This is a genomic window from Burkholderia sp. MSMB1498 (genome assembly GCF_001526245.1).
Classification (GTDB): domain Bacteria; phylum Pseudomonadota; class Gammaproteobacteria; order Burkholderiales; family Burkholderiaceae; genus Burkholderia; species Burkholderia savannae.
In genome coordinates this window covers 13,535-28,577 of sequence record NZ_LOYJ01000067.1, presented here as the reverse complement: position 1 = coordinate 28,577, position 15,043 = coordinate 13,535, and the positions used below count along the sequence as shown (strand labels likewise).

Here is a 15,043-nt window from a genome sequence, read left to right as displayed (position 1 = left end):
AGCGATTAATCACAGTCTAGTCACGGACACACTTAGGGAAAACCATGGATCAACGAAAACACTGTTTCGCGAGAGACAACAATCACCGCCTCACTCTAGAGAAACCCTACTAATAACAGTGGCGAGTGCAACAATTACCGATCCCAGGTGTCATTCGGCCCAGTTCGCGTGGAAGCTACCCGGCTTGTCGGTGCGCTCGAACGTGTGCGCGCCGAAGAAATCGCGCTGCGCCTGCACCAGGTTCGCCGGCAGGCGCGCCGACCGATAGCTGTCGAAGTACGCAACCGCCGACGCGAACGCCGGCACGGGCACGCCCGCCTTCACCGCGGCGATCACGACGTCGCGCAGCGCGGACTGGTAGTTCGCGGCGATGTCCTGGAAGTACGGATCGAGCAGCAGATTCGCGAGCGCGGCGTTCTTCGCGTATGCGTCCGTGATCTTCTGCAGGAAGCGCGCGCGGATGATGCAGCCCGCCCGGAAGATCTTCGCGATCGCGCCGAGATCGAGATTCCAGCCGTATTCCTTCGACGCCGTGTCGAGCTGCGCGAAGCCTTGCGCGTACGAGATCACCTTCGACAGATACAGCGCGCGGCGCACCGATTCGACGAACGCGGCGCGATCGCCTTCGAGCGGCGCGGGCGCCGGCCCCGTCAGCACTTCGCTCGCGGCGACGCGCTGATCCTTCAGCGACGACAGCACACGCGCGAACACCGATTCGGTGATGAGCGGCAGCGGCACGCCGAGGTCGAGCGCGTTCTGGCTCGTCCACTTGCCCGTGCCCTTCTGCGCGGCGCGGTCGAGAATCACGTCGACGAGGTGCTTGCCGGTCTCGTCGTCCTTCTTGCCGAAGATCTTCGCGGTGATCTCGATCAGGTAGCTGTCGAGCTCGCCCTGATTCCATTCGGTGTAGACCGCGCCGAGCTCGTCGTTGGTCAAGCCCGCGACCTGCTTGAGCACCGCGTAGCTCTCCGCGATCAGCTGCATGTCGCCGTATTCGATGCCGTTGTGGACCATCTTCACATAGTGGCCCGCGCCGTCCGGCCCCATGTACGCGACGCACGGCTCGCCGTCGGCGGGCGCCTTCGCGGCGATTTGCTTGAGAATCGGCTCGACGAGATCGTACGCGTCGCGCTGGCCGCCCGGCATGATCGACGGGCCGCGCAGCGCGCCCTCCTCGCCGCCCGACACGCCCGTGCCGATGAAGTGCAGGCCCGCCTGCGCAAGCTCCTGGTTGCGGCGGATCGTGTCGGTGAAGTGCGTGTTGCCGCCGTCGATCAGCACGTCGCCCTTGTCGAGCAGCGGCTTGAGCGCCGCGATCGTTGCATCGGTCGCTTCGCCCGCCTTCACCATCAGGAGGATGCGGCGCGGCGTCTCGAGCGACGCGACGAACTCCTCGAGCGTGTGGGTCGGCACGAGCTTGCGATCGGGAAATTCGGCGATCAGTTCGTCGGTCTTCTCGCGGCTGCGGTTGTAGACCGACACCGCATAGCCACGGCTTTCGATATTCAAGGCCAAATTGCGCCCCATCACCGCGAGACCGACCACACCGATTGCTTGTTTACCCATTGTTCAATTCTCCGGAAAAAACAGGGCGCGACCCACCGGGGCCGCGCGCATAGGCGCAAGGATAAGGGAAACCGCGCGAGTGCGCCCGGGAACGGGAGGCGTTCGGAGACGATTCGGCGGCGATCGATCACCCGCGCGGCGGCGGCTAAAGGACCGTTCGACTGTGGCTCGACGGCGGTTCGACGCGGGTTACGCGCGTCGATCCAGCGTGAAACGACGCCGCGTCGGCGGCATTGCGGCGTCGCTTCGGGGTGCTTCCGAGTATGTGCGTGAACGGATCGCGTTGCGCCCGCGACGACCGAAGGGCCACGCCGCTACGCTCGCGTCGCGCTCGCGCGCTCGACCCTCGCGCGAGCGCCGCGATGCCGCACCCGCGCATCACGAGCCTGAATCACGCGCCTGCGTGCGCTTGCGGAACACGACGCTCAGATTGTTCGCCGGCATCTCCACGATCTCGTCGAGCGCGAGGCCCGCCGCCCGCCCGAGCTCGACCACCGCCTCCAGATCGCGCACGCCCCACGCCGGATGGCGGCCGCGCAGTTGCGCATCGAACCGCGCGTTCGATTCGGCCGTGTGCGCGCCGCCCCGGCGATACGGCCCGTACAGATACAGCACGCCGCCGTCGGGCAGCAGGCGCGCCGCGCCGTCGAAAAGCGCGCACGCGGCCGCCCACGGCGCGATGTGGATCATGTTGATGCAGACGATCGCATCGGCGGCGGCGAGCGGCCACGGCTCGGCGCATACGTCGAGCGCGAGCGGCGCGCGCAGGTTCGGCAGCGCGGCATCGGCCGCCCACGCGTCAATCGACGCGCGCGCGGCGGCTTCGGTGTCGGTCGGCTGCCAGACGAGGTCGGGCAACGCGGCCGCGAAATGCACCGCGTGCTGGCCAGTGCCGCTCGCGATCTCGAGCACGGTGCCCCGCGCGGGCAGCACGCGCTTGAGCACGTCGAGAATCGGCTCGCGATTGCGTTCGGCGGCGGGCGCCCATTGGCGCGAAGCGGAATCGATCGGCATGACGAAGCGAAACGGTGTGCGTCGGATATGTCAAACGTGAGGCGAGCCGCGCGCATCGCACGCGCCGCTTGCCGCGAGCCCGAGACGAGCGGCGAGCGCCGCGAGCGTCTGCCCGCACGACGCTTCGACCTTCAGTGTCAGCAGCGGATCGGCGCGCGTGTGCCCGAGATTGATCGCGGCGATCGGCTTGCGCCGATCGTCCGCCCACACGCAGAACCGGTAGCCGGAATACACCATCAGCGACGAGCCCGCGACGAGCATCGCGTCCGCCTCCTCGAGCGAACGCGCGGCGGCCGCCACGCGCTCGCGCGGCACGTTCTCGCCGAAGAACACGACGGCCGGCTTCAGCAGCCCGCCGCACGCGGGGCACGCGGGCACGCGAAACGTGTCGAGCGCGCGCCATTCGAGATGCGCGTCGCCGTCGGCGGCCGGCTCCGCTTCGGCATCGAGCAATGCGGGATTGTCCGCTTCGAGAATGTGCTGGATCGCCGCGCGCGCGTGATGCGCGCCGCAATCGAGGCAGGTGACGCCGCCGATGCCGCCGTGCAGCTCGACGACGTCGGCGCTGCCCGCGCGCTGATGCAGCCCGTCGACGTTCTGCGTGACGAGCCGCGCGATCCGCCCCGCCGCGCCGAGGCTCGCGAGCGCATGATGCGACGCGTTCGGCTGCGCGCGCCCGACCACCGGCCAGCCGAGCATGCTGCGCGCCCAATAACGGCGGCGCGCGTGATCGGATTCGAGAAACTCGCGGTACTGGATCGGCTGCGAGCGCATCCATGCGCCGTTGCGGTCGCGATAGCCGGGAATGCCGGAATCGGTGCTGATGCCCGCGCCAGTCAGCACGAAAAGGCGCGGATGGCGCTCGACGAACGCGTGCAGCGCGTCGAGCGCGTGCGATTCGGCTGGGGGAGCCGCGCCCGAAGGCGAAAGCGGCGGCGACGAAACGGCGGAATCGGTCATGACAAAGAGGGCTCATCCGGCAGGATCAACCGCTCGGGGACGTGCGCGGTCTGCCTGCGTGCCGTCACATAATACAGAACGCCGGGCACGACGAGGCCGATGATCCACGAAATGTCGGTGCCGCCCAGCTTCGCGACGAGCGGCCCGGTATAGAACTCGGTCGCGATGAACGGCATCTGCACGAGCACGCCGAGCGCGTAGACCGACACGCCCGCGACGTTCCAGCGCCCGTAGCGGCCGTCGGGATCGTAGAGGGCGGGCACGTCGTAGCGCTCCTTCGTCACCCAGTAGAAATCGACGAGGTTGATCGCGCTCCACGGCGTGAAGAACGCGAGCAAGAACAAGATGAATGCGGAGAAGTCCTTCAGGAACGCGTGACGGCCGACGAGCGCGAGCCACGCAACCGCGGCGACCATCGTGAGCACGTATGCCATGCGCGCGCGCTGTGAGATCTGCGCGCGCCCGGAAAAACCGGTGACGATCGTCGCGACCGACATCACGCTGCCGTACGCGTTGAGCGTCGTGATCGTCAGCTTGCCGAACGCAATCGCGAAATAGAGCAGCGCGGCCGCCGCGCCGCCCGCGCCGAGGCTCACGATGAACTGCACTTCGTGGCCGGCGAACTGCTTGCCCGCGAGCGCCGCGGCGAATACGCCGAACACCATCGACGCCTGCGCGCCGAGCACCGAGCCGAGGCCGATCGCCCAGAACGTGCGGCGCGCGGACGTCGCGCGCGGCAAATAGCGCGAGTAATCGGCGACGTACGGCCCATACGCGATCTGCCACGACGCGGACAGCGAAATCGCAAGCAGGAAGCTCGCCAGCGAGAAATGCCGGATCGCGAGCAGCGCGCCGATGTCGTGCCCGGCGAGGAGCCGCGCGAACATGTAGACGAACGCGATCACGCCGACCACGCTCGACACGCGGCCGAGCGCGTGAATCGTCCGGTAGCCGAACACCGCGAGCACGACGACGACAGCGATGAACGCAAAGATGCCGACCGTGTCGTCGACGCCGACGAGTTGCGCGAGCGCCTGGCCGGCGAGCACGGTGCCGCTCGCGGAGAAGCCGACGTACATCAGGCAGACGAGCACGAGCGGAATCACCGCGCCGTAGATGCCGAACTGCACGCGGCTCGAGATCATCTGCGGCAGGCCGAGCTGCGGGCCCTGCGCGCCGTGCAGCGCCATCACCGCGCCGCCGAGCAACTGGCCGAGCGCGAGCCCGACGAGCGACCAGAACACGTCGCCGCCCAGCACGACCGCGAGCGCGCCGGTGACAATCGCCGTTACCTGCAGATTCGCGCCGAGCCAAAGCGTGAACTGGCTCGACAGCTTGCCGTGACGTTCGTGGTCGGGAATGTAATCGATCGTGCGGCGCTCGCGCAGCGGGCGGCGTTGAGCGTCGATGGCGTTCGGCATGGTGGCGGGTCCGGGAATGGTCTGAGGTTCGGAGCGCTCACCCTAACCGCCCAAAATTGTATAGACAACTCTTTCGGAGGCTCGGGTTTATACCGAGGCAGGCGATCGCGCACCACACCTTTATCGGACGATGCAACGTACGCTGCGGCAAAGTTCGTTGTCGTTCAAGACGCCGATCGAGTGCGAATTTCATCGTCTTTCATTCCATTCGCCCACCAAGGGCTGAGCGTCGTTTCGACATTCAACCGGCAAGCACGTGCACGATCGCGCGCCGACTCGACGAGCGCACATCGATAACCATTTGTCGAAGGAATGAATTTGCAGGAAACAAGAAACGTGATTGTTTGATTTTTACGTTCGGGAGCCAATCTCGGCATTCGTGACTTCGAATTTACTTCACATATGAATTTCGGTTATTTCGCGAAGCATGAAACAAAATCATCGACATGTATCGGCCGTTGAACGGTCGGCTCACTCGCCGTCACGACACGATTCGCCGGCTCGGTTCATTTCGATATAAGGAGCGCTCGACAATCCGCCTTATCCCGCCGAAATAAATGTGTAAGAAATATTCCGAACACATCCCCCTAACCATCCCGGTTTCCTAAAGGATCGAACATCATTACATATGAAGTTATTACATTTCATTACAATTTAAGAGGTGCCAATCGCAGTGGGAATGGCATGATTCCGCACGAGGGACGAAGCAGCTCACTATTCGCATTACAAATAGATTACCCCTCCGACCCGTTATGTCCAACACCCCCCCGAAAGTTTCGTCACTGATATACCGGCCTGACATCGATGGATTACGCGCAATAGCCGTCACGTCGGTTTTGCTTTTCCACGCATTTCCCGGAGTGGTTTCGGGCGGATTCGTCGGCGTCGATATTTTCTTCGTCATCTCGGGATATCTGATCACGAGCATCCTCGTCGACGAAGTACGCGGCAATCGGTTCAGCATCGCCACGTTCTATGCGCGTCGCGCGCGCCGGATCTTCCCCGCGCTGGTCGCCGTGCTCGCGACGGTCCTGGTGATAGGCTGGGGCGTGCTCGTCACGGACGAGTTGCGCGAGCTCGGCAAACACATAGCCGCGGGCGCGGGCTTCGTATCGAATCTCGTGCTGTGGAGCGAGACGGGATATTTCGATCGCGCGGCGGAATTCAAACCGCTGCTGCATCTGTGGTCGCTCGGCGTCGAAGAGCAGTTCTACATCTTGTGGCCGCTGGCGCTCGCCCTGACGCACCGGAGCCGCGCAGCGCTCGTGGCGACCGTCATGCTGATCTTCTCGGCGTCCTTCGCGCTGAACATCGGCCTCGTCGCCAATCACCCGTCCGCGGCGTTCTTTTCGCCCTTCACACGCTTCTGGGAGTTGATGATCGGAAGCATGCTGACGCTCGACGCGGATAGGCTGCAGCGCGCGCCGCGTGCGCTGCGCAGTCTCGCGTCGATCGTCGGCGCCATCCTGTGCGCAATCGCCGTGTTCGGCCTGAATGGCGCACAAAGCTATCCCGGCTGGCGCGCGCTGCTGCCGACGCTCGGCGCGGCACTGCTGATCGCGGGCGGCGTCAACGGCTTCGCGAACCAGGCGCTCAAACGCCCGATCATGGTGTGGATCGGCAAGATCAGCTATCCGCTGTATCTGTGGCACTGGCCGTTGCTGTCGTTCGCGGCGATCGTCGCCGGCGCCCAACCCGCTGCACCGGTGCGCACCGCATTGCTGCTCGCGAGCGTACTGCTCGCGTGGCTGACCTATCGGCTCATCGAAACGCCCGTGCGGCATCACACGAACCGGATGATCGCCATCGCCACACCGAGTTGCGCACTGCTCGTCGCAGGTTCGATCGGCGCATTCGTCTTTCTAGCGGCGCCGCAGGCTCCAAGCCAGCTCTACAGCCGATACGGCGACATTGCGACAGCAACGCACGGCGCGGGCCACGAGTTCATCAGCACCGACTGCGGCATCGCCGAAAACGATCTGAAGGGCGCCGTATGCGCATTCGACAAACGCAACACGCCGCGATTCGCGATGATCGGCGACAGCAAGGCGGAAGCCGTCATCTGGGGATTCCTAAGAGAATCGCAGCCCGACTCGCGCTGGAAGTTCTTCGATCGTAGCGGATGTGTACCGTTGACAGGTATCGTGCGCACGTCGTCGTATGCCGACGACAATCCGAAGGATTGCACGCAGTTCGCGCAACTGGAAATACAACACGTTGCAGCCGACCCCAACATCAAGCTTGTGACCATCGCCACGGCGAGCCGCATGCTGTTTGGCCCCGACTATGCAAATGCGCAGACGCTCGCGCCCGACAAGCAAGGACCGTTACACGGCCTCGACGGCACGATTCGCGTGCTCGAAGGCGCCGGCAAACGCGTGGCCCTGCTCGTGGACAATCCGACGCTGCCAGACCCGCACGATTGCATGGAAAGAAGCGCGATGCGATACCGGATCGTCCGAGCGCTCGCGTCGCCGAACGAGAACGCATGCACGCTCAGCTATCGCAAACATCTCGAGACGACGAAAGAATATCGGGTGCTGGTCGACCAATTGCAAAAGAACCACCCGAATCTCCTGGTTCTGGACGCAACGCCGATCCTGTGCGATATCCGTAACGACACATGCCCAATCAGCAAGGACGGCAACTACCTCTACAGCTACGGCGACCACGTATCCGATTATGCGAGCACGCTGATCGCGCACGCGTTCCTTCCCAAGCTGGTCGAGGCCGTCCGCTGATTCACTCGCGCCGCACGGTATGGGTCCGCTCGCCACGCCGAAGCAGCCGTCCATCGTTTCGCCGCCAGAAGCACTCGCGTGAAATCGAAGCAGTGCATTCGATGCCAACGCAACCAAGGAAAAGCGCGGATGCCTGAGTTGAACGACTGTCGATACATTCTCGCAGCGGCGGCGCGTCGCGCCGACATCGCCAGCCTCCTTCGCATGCTCCGCGCGCGGACGAACCGCTTCCCGCCGAAAGCGCGCCATCGTCCGGCGTCCCTTGAGAACCGAGGGGGCCTCGTGAAATATTCAGTTCGACGCGTACGGTCAACGCAGAGGTATTCACGCCGATCGCGTTCCGGCACGCCCAGTCGCCAAACGTTCGACCAGCGTGCAGCACACCGCGAATGACGTCGCGCGCACGGCTCGTCATGCGGTCATGTGCGTGTACCGGCGAATGCCTTTGATTTCCGTTGCACGGTTGAGGCGAACATCGAAAGTCCGACTTGCCCGATTTGTCTTTTTCGATGTCCGGCCTCACTCGTCGCGACATTGAAGGTCGAACGCCTGTGGGCGTTCGGCTGGAACATGCTACTCAGATATCCAACCTGCAGCAGAACAGTGTGGAGCTTGCGTATGACTAGCGACTGGTCGATCGAAACCATCCGCGATCCGCTTTACCGAACCAAGTTCGTGACCGTACCGGACATCGTCGATGAATGGCTGTCCGAAACCGGTGGCGTCTACAAGAAAGATGTCCTCGAGTTCGGCTGCGGCGAAGGCACGATGGCGCTCGGAATGGCATTGAGAAAGGATGTGCAGCGAGTCGTCGGCGTAGAAATTCTGGACGTGCACGAACAATGCCTGCCGATCGCGCGGCGCGAAATCGGCCTGCACGCGCTCCCGGACAATCTGTTCTTGCGGCGGATCACACCGGGCGCGGATCTCACGTGCTTCGGCGATTTCGACGTCGTCTATACGTGGTCGGTTTTCGAGCATGTGTCGCAAGACATGCTGATGCGATCTCTCGCATCGATCAAATCAGCACTCAAGCCGGGCGGATCGTTCTTTCTGCAGATCTCCCCGCTATTTTATTCGCCGAACGGATCACACATGGGACCGTGGATACCGGAACCTTGGGCGCACCTGTCGATGCCATTGGATGACTTTCACGAGCGCCTTCTGCAGGCGCCGCAGACGCCCGCCCATGTTCGATCGGAATGGTCGGTCTACATCCCGCTGACGGCGGATGTCGAAGCTGAGCGAGCGGCGCTTTGGGAAACGTATGCGACGCTGAACAAGATCACGGCCCCACAACTCTGCCGCCTCATCGAAGAAGCGGGTTTCCGGATCGTTCGCGACTATCGCACGAAGACGGACCTGCCGATTCCGAAGGCACTGTCCGACATTTATCACGAAGACGTGCTGACCACCGAGCAAATCGTCCTGCTAATGCAGCATCGTTGAAATTCGCATTCAGCCGTGCGAATGATCAAGCAGGCCCCGTGCCTGATTCGGATGCCGAATCGCAAAGTCATTTCAGCGTGATTTCGCCTTTCCATCTCACATTGCCTTTGGGGCAATGAAGACCAGTTTCCGGAACGGAGCGTATCCCGACATTGCGCTATCATTGCAAAAAAATGAAGTTAAATGCAATGAACAGGCGCGCGACGATTCTACGGGGACTGAAATTTCGAGGCGCGGTTGGAGTGGAGATCGCGCCGCTCGACAAACCGCTGGTTACACGCGATATGGGCGAAGTGTTATACGTCGACCATGCAGATACGGCAACACTGAAGCGGAAATATCGACGCGATGCCGCCATTCGGCACGATGCGATCGTCGACATAGACGGTGTCTGGGGCGAAAACACACTGAGCGAAGCAATCGGCGGCCCGAAAGTCGACTACATCGTCGCATCGCATGTGATCGGACACGTGCCCGATCTCGTCACATGGTTGATCGAACTGGATTCCGTGCTCGCGCCTGCGGGACAGGTACGCCTGGCGATTCTCGACATGCGGTTCACGTTCGGGAGGTATCCGGATATTCGTGTGTGAGGCCGCCTGAAGCCCCGCGCAATATCCCCCCACCCCCGCACGCGACAAATCCCCGAGCGCCGCATTTCCTCACCCCGCAACACAATTGCGGCACGCTCGCCCGTCGCCGCCTCTCCTCCGGATGCGCCGGCCGTCGACGCTCGCCTGCGATTGCCTCGCGCGATGCCGTCGCAATGCGCACGTATTCAAAAGGCCGAAGCCGGCTCGACGGCTCGAGGCGGCCGCCTGACCGCCCGTCGCCGGCTTTGCCCCCGTCGCGAACCGCGCCGCATCGCGGCGGCTTCGCTCACGGCGCCGGTTGACCGGCCAGCCCCGCAGCGGCGGCGACGCGATCCGCCGGATCGGCCTGCGCGCCCTGCCAGCCCGGGGCAACCGAGTCTGCCTATGCGCCCTGCCCGCCGAGGGCAACCGAGTCGGCCTGCGCGCCCTGCGTGCCCGGGGCAACCGAGTCGGCCTGCGCGCCCCGCCCGCCCGGGGCAGCCGAATCGGCCAGCTCGCCGCCAGCCGCCGCTTGCTCCTTCTCCTCCTCCTTCTCCTCCCGAAGCACCGCATCGACCTCCTTGCGGATCGCCTCCTCATCCGGTTCCGCCGGCCACGCGAGCGAAGCCGGGAAATCCGCGGCCTCCACGACGCGCACGAGCTTCATCTGATACTGCGCCCATGCGTCGAAGAGCGCGCGCTCGAACGCGTCGAGTTGCCCCGCCGCGAGCGCGTCGGCCTTGCCGAGATTCTTCGCGCGCGCCTTCTCCATGCGCGACATGAACGCGTTCATCGCCGCCTGCCGCTCCTTGCGCGCGACGACAGCCGCGTCGACCACCCACGTCCCGTCGCGCCACACGTATTCGTCCGACGGCCGCGGCGCCGTCGTCAGGCCCGCGTCCTCCGGCGTCACGCCCGCCTTCGTGATCTCGGCGGGCGCGCCGGTGTCGGTGCGGTACAGGCGTACGCCGCGATAGTCGGGCAGCAGCACCCAGTCGCCGTCCTTCCAGAACGGCCAAGTCATCGGCGCGCGCTCGGGCAGCGGCTTCGTCTCACAGAACGCGGGAATCAGCCAGCGCGTCGGGTTCATCGGGTCGATGTCGGCCAGAAAGCTGATCACGTATTGGCCGGTCAAGTTGTCGTATTGATTGCAAAGCACGTCGTTCTCCTCAAATTAGTAAGCGCGAATCATCGCGAGCACGGCCAGGTTGCGCGGGCGCGTTTCGTTGCCGCCGTCGGCCGCGACGTGAATCGCATGGCTGTGAGCGCCGGAGCCGCCGATGCCGATGTTGTGCGCATGCGTCCCCGCACCTTCCGTGTTGAATTCATGGTTGTGGCCGCCCGACGGTGACGTGTAAGCCCACGGATTGTCGTTGTCCACGCCGCCGTGCGAGCCGGCCTGTCCCTGCGAATGCGCGCCCCAAGGCTGAACGTTCGCCTCCGAGTAAGGCGCGATGTGCTGGTGTTCGCCAACGCTCCCCGTCCATCCATGGTGGCCGTGCCAGCCCTGGTTGTCCGTCCATGCGTTGTGGCTGTGATCGCCGACGCCGTCCGCCGACGCGCCGTGCGCATGCGACCGGTTCTGACTGTCCTGCCACGTGCCGATCTTTCGATCGACGTCGCCGCCTCGGCCGTCGTCCCAGCATCGCAGGAACTCGCCGCGAAGCTCGGGAATCCGGAAGGTCGTCGCGCCGTCGCCGTCCGTGAAGCATCCCCAGTTCGCGGAAGCACCGCCCCAGTTGTTCTCGGCGACCAACGCGCCGCTCGCCTGCGCATATGCCCACAGCGCCGGGTAGTCCGCACGTTTGAGCAGTGCGCCATTGCATTTGAGATAACCGGCGCGCGCGCTCGTGCGCATTTCGAAGACGATCTGACCGATCATCGCCGATGCAACTTCGCCGGCAACCCATTGCGTTGTCGCAAAGCGGTTCGACCGATCGGTGGCGTCCGGGTGGCTGCCGAACGCCGGCCTATCGAAATACGTGCCTTCCGGCGAGAAATGCACGGTCTGAATGCCGTTGTTGGATACGCCGAAATGCCCGTCGGCCATGTGGAACAGGCCGGTGTCCGGCGCGCCGGCGTTCGCAAACGTCAGCGACGGAAACGCCACCGAGCCTTCGGCGAGCACGACGCGCGCGCCCGGATCGAGCTTCAGATCGCCCTTCAACGCGCCGCCGCGGTTCAGGTCGAGCGGCGTCAGAGTGCCTTCGTGCCAGACGGCCTTGCCGTCGACGCGGAACGTGCGGTCGCCAAACATGTACTGGTACGAGCCGATCGTCGGCGACCACCAGCCCGTCGAATCCTTGCTCGTGTAGAAATAGCCGTCGACGGGCCCGAGCTTGACGTGCCCTTCGGCCGTGTTTCGGCCGACCGTCAGATCCCCCGCGACGTTCGCCGCCCCGCCGAACACCGCGCCGGCTCCGCTGCCGTCGACGACCACCTTCCCGCTCTCGAGCGACCACGAGAGCGGCCGCCAGTCGTTCCACGAGCCGAGCGGGTCGCCCTTCTTCGTCGACAGCAGATAGACGGACACGTCGTCGTTGCGGATGAACGCGCCGTACTGGTTGCCGCACGCGCGCAACTGGCCGCCGTCGCCGCGGTCGAGCCCGCCCGCGATCATGCCGTTCGACGCCGACGCGTTGCCGCGCACCTGCAGCGCATCGCGGCCATTGTCGTCGGACGTGCCGATGAGCGTGCGCCCTTCCTTCGTCACGCGCACGCGCTCGGCATTGCCGGTCACGAGCACCACCGGGCCCGCCGCGCCGACGCGCGCGCCGCCGTCGCCCGACAGCACGACGGCCGGCTGCCCCTGCGACGCGAGCTGCAGCACGCCGTCGCTCGGCGAGAACATGCCGGTATCCGGATCGTTCGCGAAGCCGAAGCCCGCGTTGCGCTCGTTGTGCGGCGTGGCCGGGCCGGTCTTGCCGAGCAGCGGGCCCTCCATCGTGTCGCCGGCCTTCAGCACGCGGCCCTTGTCGCGGCGCTCGATGTCATCCTTCAGGTAACGCGTGCGGTTGACGAGTTGATTCGCCTGACGATTCGAAATGCCGTCCGGCCCGCCCTCGACGGGATCGGACGTCTCGATCTGGTAAATGTCTTCCTCCCACTTGGAGGTTTCGACTAGCTTGGACATTAGCTGCTCCCATGGTTGTACTGTCCGTCGTAGCGCGCGGCGCCGTTGTAGCGCACGGGCACTTCGCGGTATTCGAGGCTCGCGAGTTCACAGCGCGCCGGCGCGAACGCGGCGAGCGTCGCGCGCAGCAGCGCGGCCTGGTCGTTCGTGATCGCGCGGTCGCGCAGGATCACGCGGTACACCGCCCACAGGCCCGGATCGCCGTGCACCATCCAGCCGTTGTAGCGGCGCTTGCCGTCGTACGACACGCGCGCGATGTTCTCGACGAGTTCCACTTCGCCGAAGCCGAGCCGCCGGATCACTTCGCGCACCGCCCACGGCGTGCCCTTGTAGCGATGCAGCTCGATCGCGCCCTTGATGAGCGCGCGGCGCGCGTCGTCGGATTCGGCAAGGCTCCAGCCGTCCTCGCCCATCACCGAGAACTGCTCGGCAAGATGCGGCAGCGCCGTCGCGTCGACGCTGTCGATCAGGTAGACGAGGATCGGCGACAGATCGATGTTGTCGTGCCGCGCGGCGAGCTGCGCGAGCGCCGCGAAGCGGCGGTCCCTCGCGAGCGGCGGCGGCAACAGGGTGTCAGCCATGCGCGACTCCGGTCGCGACCACCGACACGCTCGTGCAGCGCGCCCATTCGTCGCCGGCGAGCACGCGCAGCGCGAGGCCGTTCAGGTCGACGTCGTAGACGCCCCGCACCTGCAGCGCGGCCGTGAGCTGCGCGGGCACGATGTCGCGGCCAAGGCCCGCCGAGCGGTTCGCGCGATACGCGTTCGCCGCGGCGCGCGCCTGCGCGAGCACGGTGCCCGCGTCGGCGTCCTTGTACAGCGTGAGGCGCGCGTCGATCGCGTAGTCGACGGGCTTCGGCGCGCGCACCTCGACGAAATCGGTGAGCGGGCGCTTCTTCTCGTCGTCGAGCGCTTGCGCGACGAGCGCGAGGATGTCGTCGCCGGGCAGGCCGGTGTCGACGAGCGGATGCACGCGCACGCTGCCGGGCGGCACGCCGTTGACCGACACGAGCCGGCCGTCGCGCGCCGCCATTTCGGGGCCGATCACGCTCACGTCGACGATCGACTGGTGCGCGCTCTTCGCATGGAACACGTATGCGAGCCGCGGGCCCGCGGTGCTGAACGCCTCGGGCGCGAGCTGGATGCGCTCGCGCAGCCGTTCGGTCTCCTCTTCTTCGTAGCCGTTCGCGCTCGTCTGCGTGTTCGCGACGCTCACGTCGACGTCGCCGAGATCGTCGACGAGCGAGTTGATCTGGCCCGGCTGCCAGCCGTTGCCGAGCGCGCCGGCGGTGTCGCAGGTCGCGGCGACGTCGATCGACGTGCGGCCGGCCGCGAGCACCGCGTCGGCGTCGGTGGCGAACGACACGCCGCCGTCGCTCGTCTCGACGCGCGTGCCGGCCGCGATCAGCAGGTTCGACGCGAGCGGCGCGTCGAGCGAGAAGCGCACGACGGTCTTCGCGGGCTGCGCGGGCAGGCGCGTGACGCCGACGAGCTGGCCGAGATAGTCGATCATCGGCGCGCGCGCGAACGCGACGAGATTCTGCTTCGCCGCTTCCTGCACGCCGACGCGCACGAGGGTTTCGCGGTACGCGACGATGTCGATCAGCACGCGCTCGACTTGCGCCGGATACAGCGTCTTGCCGGTGCGCGCTTCGTATTCGGCGATGATGTCGGCCGTGATCGCCTGCGGATCGCGGTCGATGAAATTCGGTTCGGATAGGGTCATCGGGGCACCTCGGTTTCGCGGATCACGCCGTCGGCGAGCCGCCATTGCACGCGCAGCGTTTCGTGCGCCGCGTCGATCGCCGGCATCACGCGAACCACCTCGCAGCGCGGCTCCCAACGGCGGATCGCGTCGACGGCTTCGCGCACGAGGTGCGGCGTCGCCCGATCGATCGGCATGTCGAGATAGAGGCTCAGGTTCGAGCCGAAGTCGGGCCGGTGCGGGTCGCGCCCCTTCGGGGTGCCGAGAATCACGCGGATGGCCTGATCGATGTCGGCAACGCCTTCGACGACGTCGTCGCGGCCGAGGGCGGGTTGCCAGTGAACGGAGGTGATGTCGGTTAGCCGGGTCATGCGCTCATGTTGCCGCGCGGCCGGGCGAAGGGATATTAACGAAGCTTAAAAGCGCGCGGCGAGCGCGGAGGAAGCGCGAGACGCGCAGGGCGGGGGCGGCACGTCGTCGTCC

The 15,043-nt window shown here is 65.4% G+C and carries 12 protein-coding genes and 1 pseudogene; 4 read left to right on the top strand and 9 right to left on the bottom strand.

What is annotated here, in order from left to right; translation table 11 throughout:
- Window positions 1-150: 150 nt before the first annotated feature.
- Window positions 151-1,566, bottom strand: coding sequence for an NADP-dependent phosphogluconate dehydrogenase (gndA, locus tag WS91_RS13905; protein WP_038743453.1), 1,416 nt, complete (start codon window positions 1,564-1,566; stop codon window positions 151-153).
- Here gndA and WS91_RS33150 point away from each other — a divergent pair.
- A pseudogene (locus WS91_RS33150) lies at window positions 1,555-1,689 on the top strand (6-phosphogluconate dehydrogenase); the annotation flags it as partial. The gene gndA and the pseudogene WS91_RS33150 overlap by 12 nt on opposite strands.
- Window positions 1,690-1,944: 255 nt before the next feature.
- Here WS91_RS33150 and WS91_RS13900 read toward each other — a convergent pair.
- The 3 genes from WS91_RS13900 to WS91_RS13890 are packed head-to-tail and all read right to left on the bottom strand — an operon-like array spanning window position 1,945 to window position 4,961.
- Window positions 1,945-2,580, bottom strand: a complete 636-nt coding sequence (locus WS91_RS13900) for a DUF938 domain-containing protein (RefSeq protein ID WP_059576350.1) — start codon at window positions 2,578-2,580, stop codon at window positions 1,945-1,947.
- A 30-nt stretch (window positions 2,581-2,610) separates the two neighbouring features.
- Window positions 2,611-3,540 carry an NAD-dependent protein deacetylase gene (locus WS91_RS13895; RefSeq protein ID WP_059642341.1) on the bottom strand — a complete coding sequence of 310 codons (930 nt, stop codon included), beginning with the start codon at window positions 3,538-3,540 and terminating at the stop codon, window positions 2,611-2,613.
- A complete protein-coding gene (locus tag WS91_RS13890) occupies window positions 3,537-4,961 on the bottom strand; it encodes a purine-cytosine permease family protein (RefSeq protein ID WP_059642344.1) in 1,425 nt (474 codons plus the stop codon). Before WS91_RS13890 ends, WS91_RS13895 begins: the two co-directional genes overlap by 4 nt.
- Before the next feature lie 752 nt (window positions 4,962-5,713).
- On the opposite strand from WS91_RS13890, the gene WS91_RS13885 reads away from it, so the two are divergent.
- From WS91_RS13885 to WS91_RS13875, 3 genes are all read left to right on the top strand, one after another.
- Complete coding sequence (locus WS91_RS13885; protein WP_063889427.1) at window positions 5,714-7,702, top strand: acyltransferase family protein; 1,989 nt, start codon at window positions 5,714-5,716, stop codon at window positions 7,700-7,702.
- A 618-nt stretch (window positions 7,703-8,320) separates the two neighbouring features.
- Window positions 8,321-9,151, top strand: a complete 831-nt coding sequence (locus tag WS91_RS13880; protein ID WP_059576362.1) for an SAM-dependent methyltransferase — start codon at window positions 8,321-8,323, stop codon at window positions 9,149-9,151.
- 242 nt (window positions 9,152-9,393) lie between these two features.
- On the top strand, window positions 9,394-9,744 hold the full coding sequence (locus tag WS91_RS13875) for a hypothetical protein (RefSeq protein WP_059670437.1): 351 nt from the start codon (window positions 9,394-9,396) through the stop codon (window positions 9,742-9,744).
- A 382-nt stretch (window positions 9,745-10,126) separates the two neighbouring features.
- On the opposite strand, the gene WS91_RS13870 is transcribed toward WS91_RS13875, so the two are convergent.
- Genes WS91_RS13870 through WS91_RS13850 form a run of 5 tightly spaced genes read right to left on the bottom strand, consistent with a single transcriptional unit; the run spans window position 10,127 to window position 14,931 of the window.
- The gene (locus WS91_RS13870; protein WP_082758188.1) at window positions 10,127-10,882 is read right to left on the bottom strand and encodes a tail fiber assembly protein; all 756 of its coding nucleotides are present in this window, start codon (window positions 10,880-10,882) and stop codon (window positions 10,127-10,129) included.
- Between the two features lie 15 nt (window positions 10,883-10,897).
- Window positions 10,898-12,856, bottom strand: a complete 1,959-nt coding sequence (locus WS91_RS13865; protein ID WP_059670436.1) for a phage tail protein — start codon at window positions 12,854-12,856, stop codon at window positions 10,898-10,900.
- Entirely contained in the window at window positions 12,856-13,437 is a 582-nt protein-coding gene (locus WS91_RS13860; protein ID WP_059576370.1) for a phage tail protein I, read from the bottom strand. Before WS91_RS13860 ends, WS91_RS13865 begins: the two co-directional genes overlap by 1 nt.
- Entirely contained in the window at window positions 13,430-14,581 is a 1,152-nt protein-coding gene (locus WS91_RS13855) for a baseplate assembly protein (RefSeq protein WP_038743437.1), read from the bottom strand. The genes WS91_RS13860 and WS91_RS13855 overlap by 8 nt, the downstream gene beginning before the upstream one ends.
- Window positions 14,578-14,931, bottom strand: a complete 354-nt coding sequence (locus tag WS91_RS13850; RefSeq protein WP_059670435.1) for a GPW/gp25 family protein — start codon at window positions 14,929-14,931, stop codon at window positions 14,578-14,580. The genes WS91_RS13855 and WS91_RS13850 overlap by 4 nt, the downstream gene beginning before the upstream one ends.
- Between the last annotated feature and the right edge of the window lie 112 nt (window positions 14,932-15,043).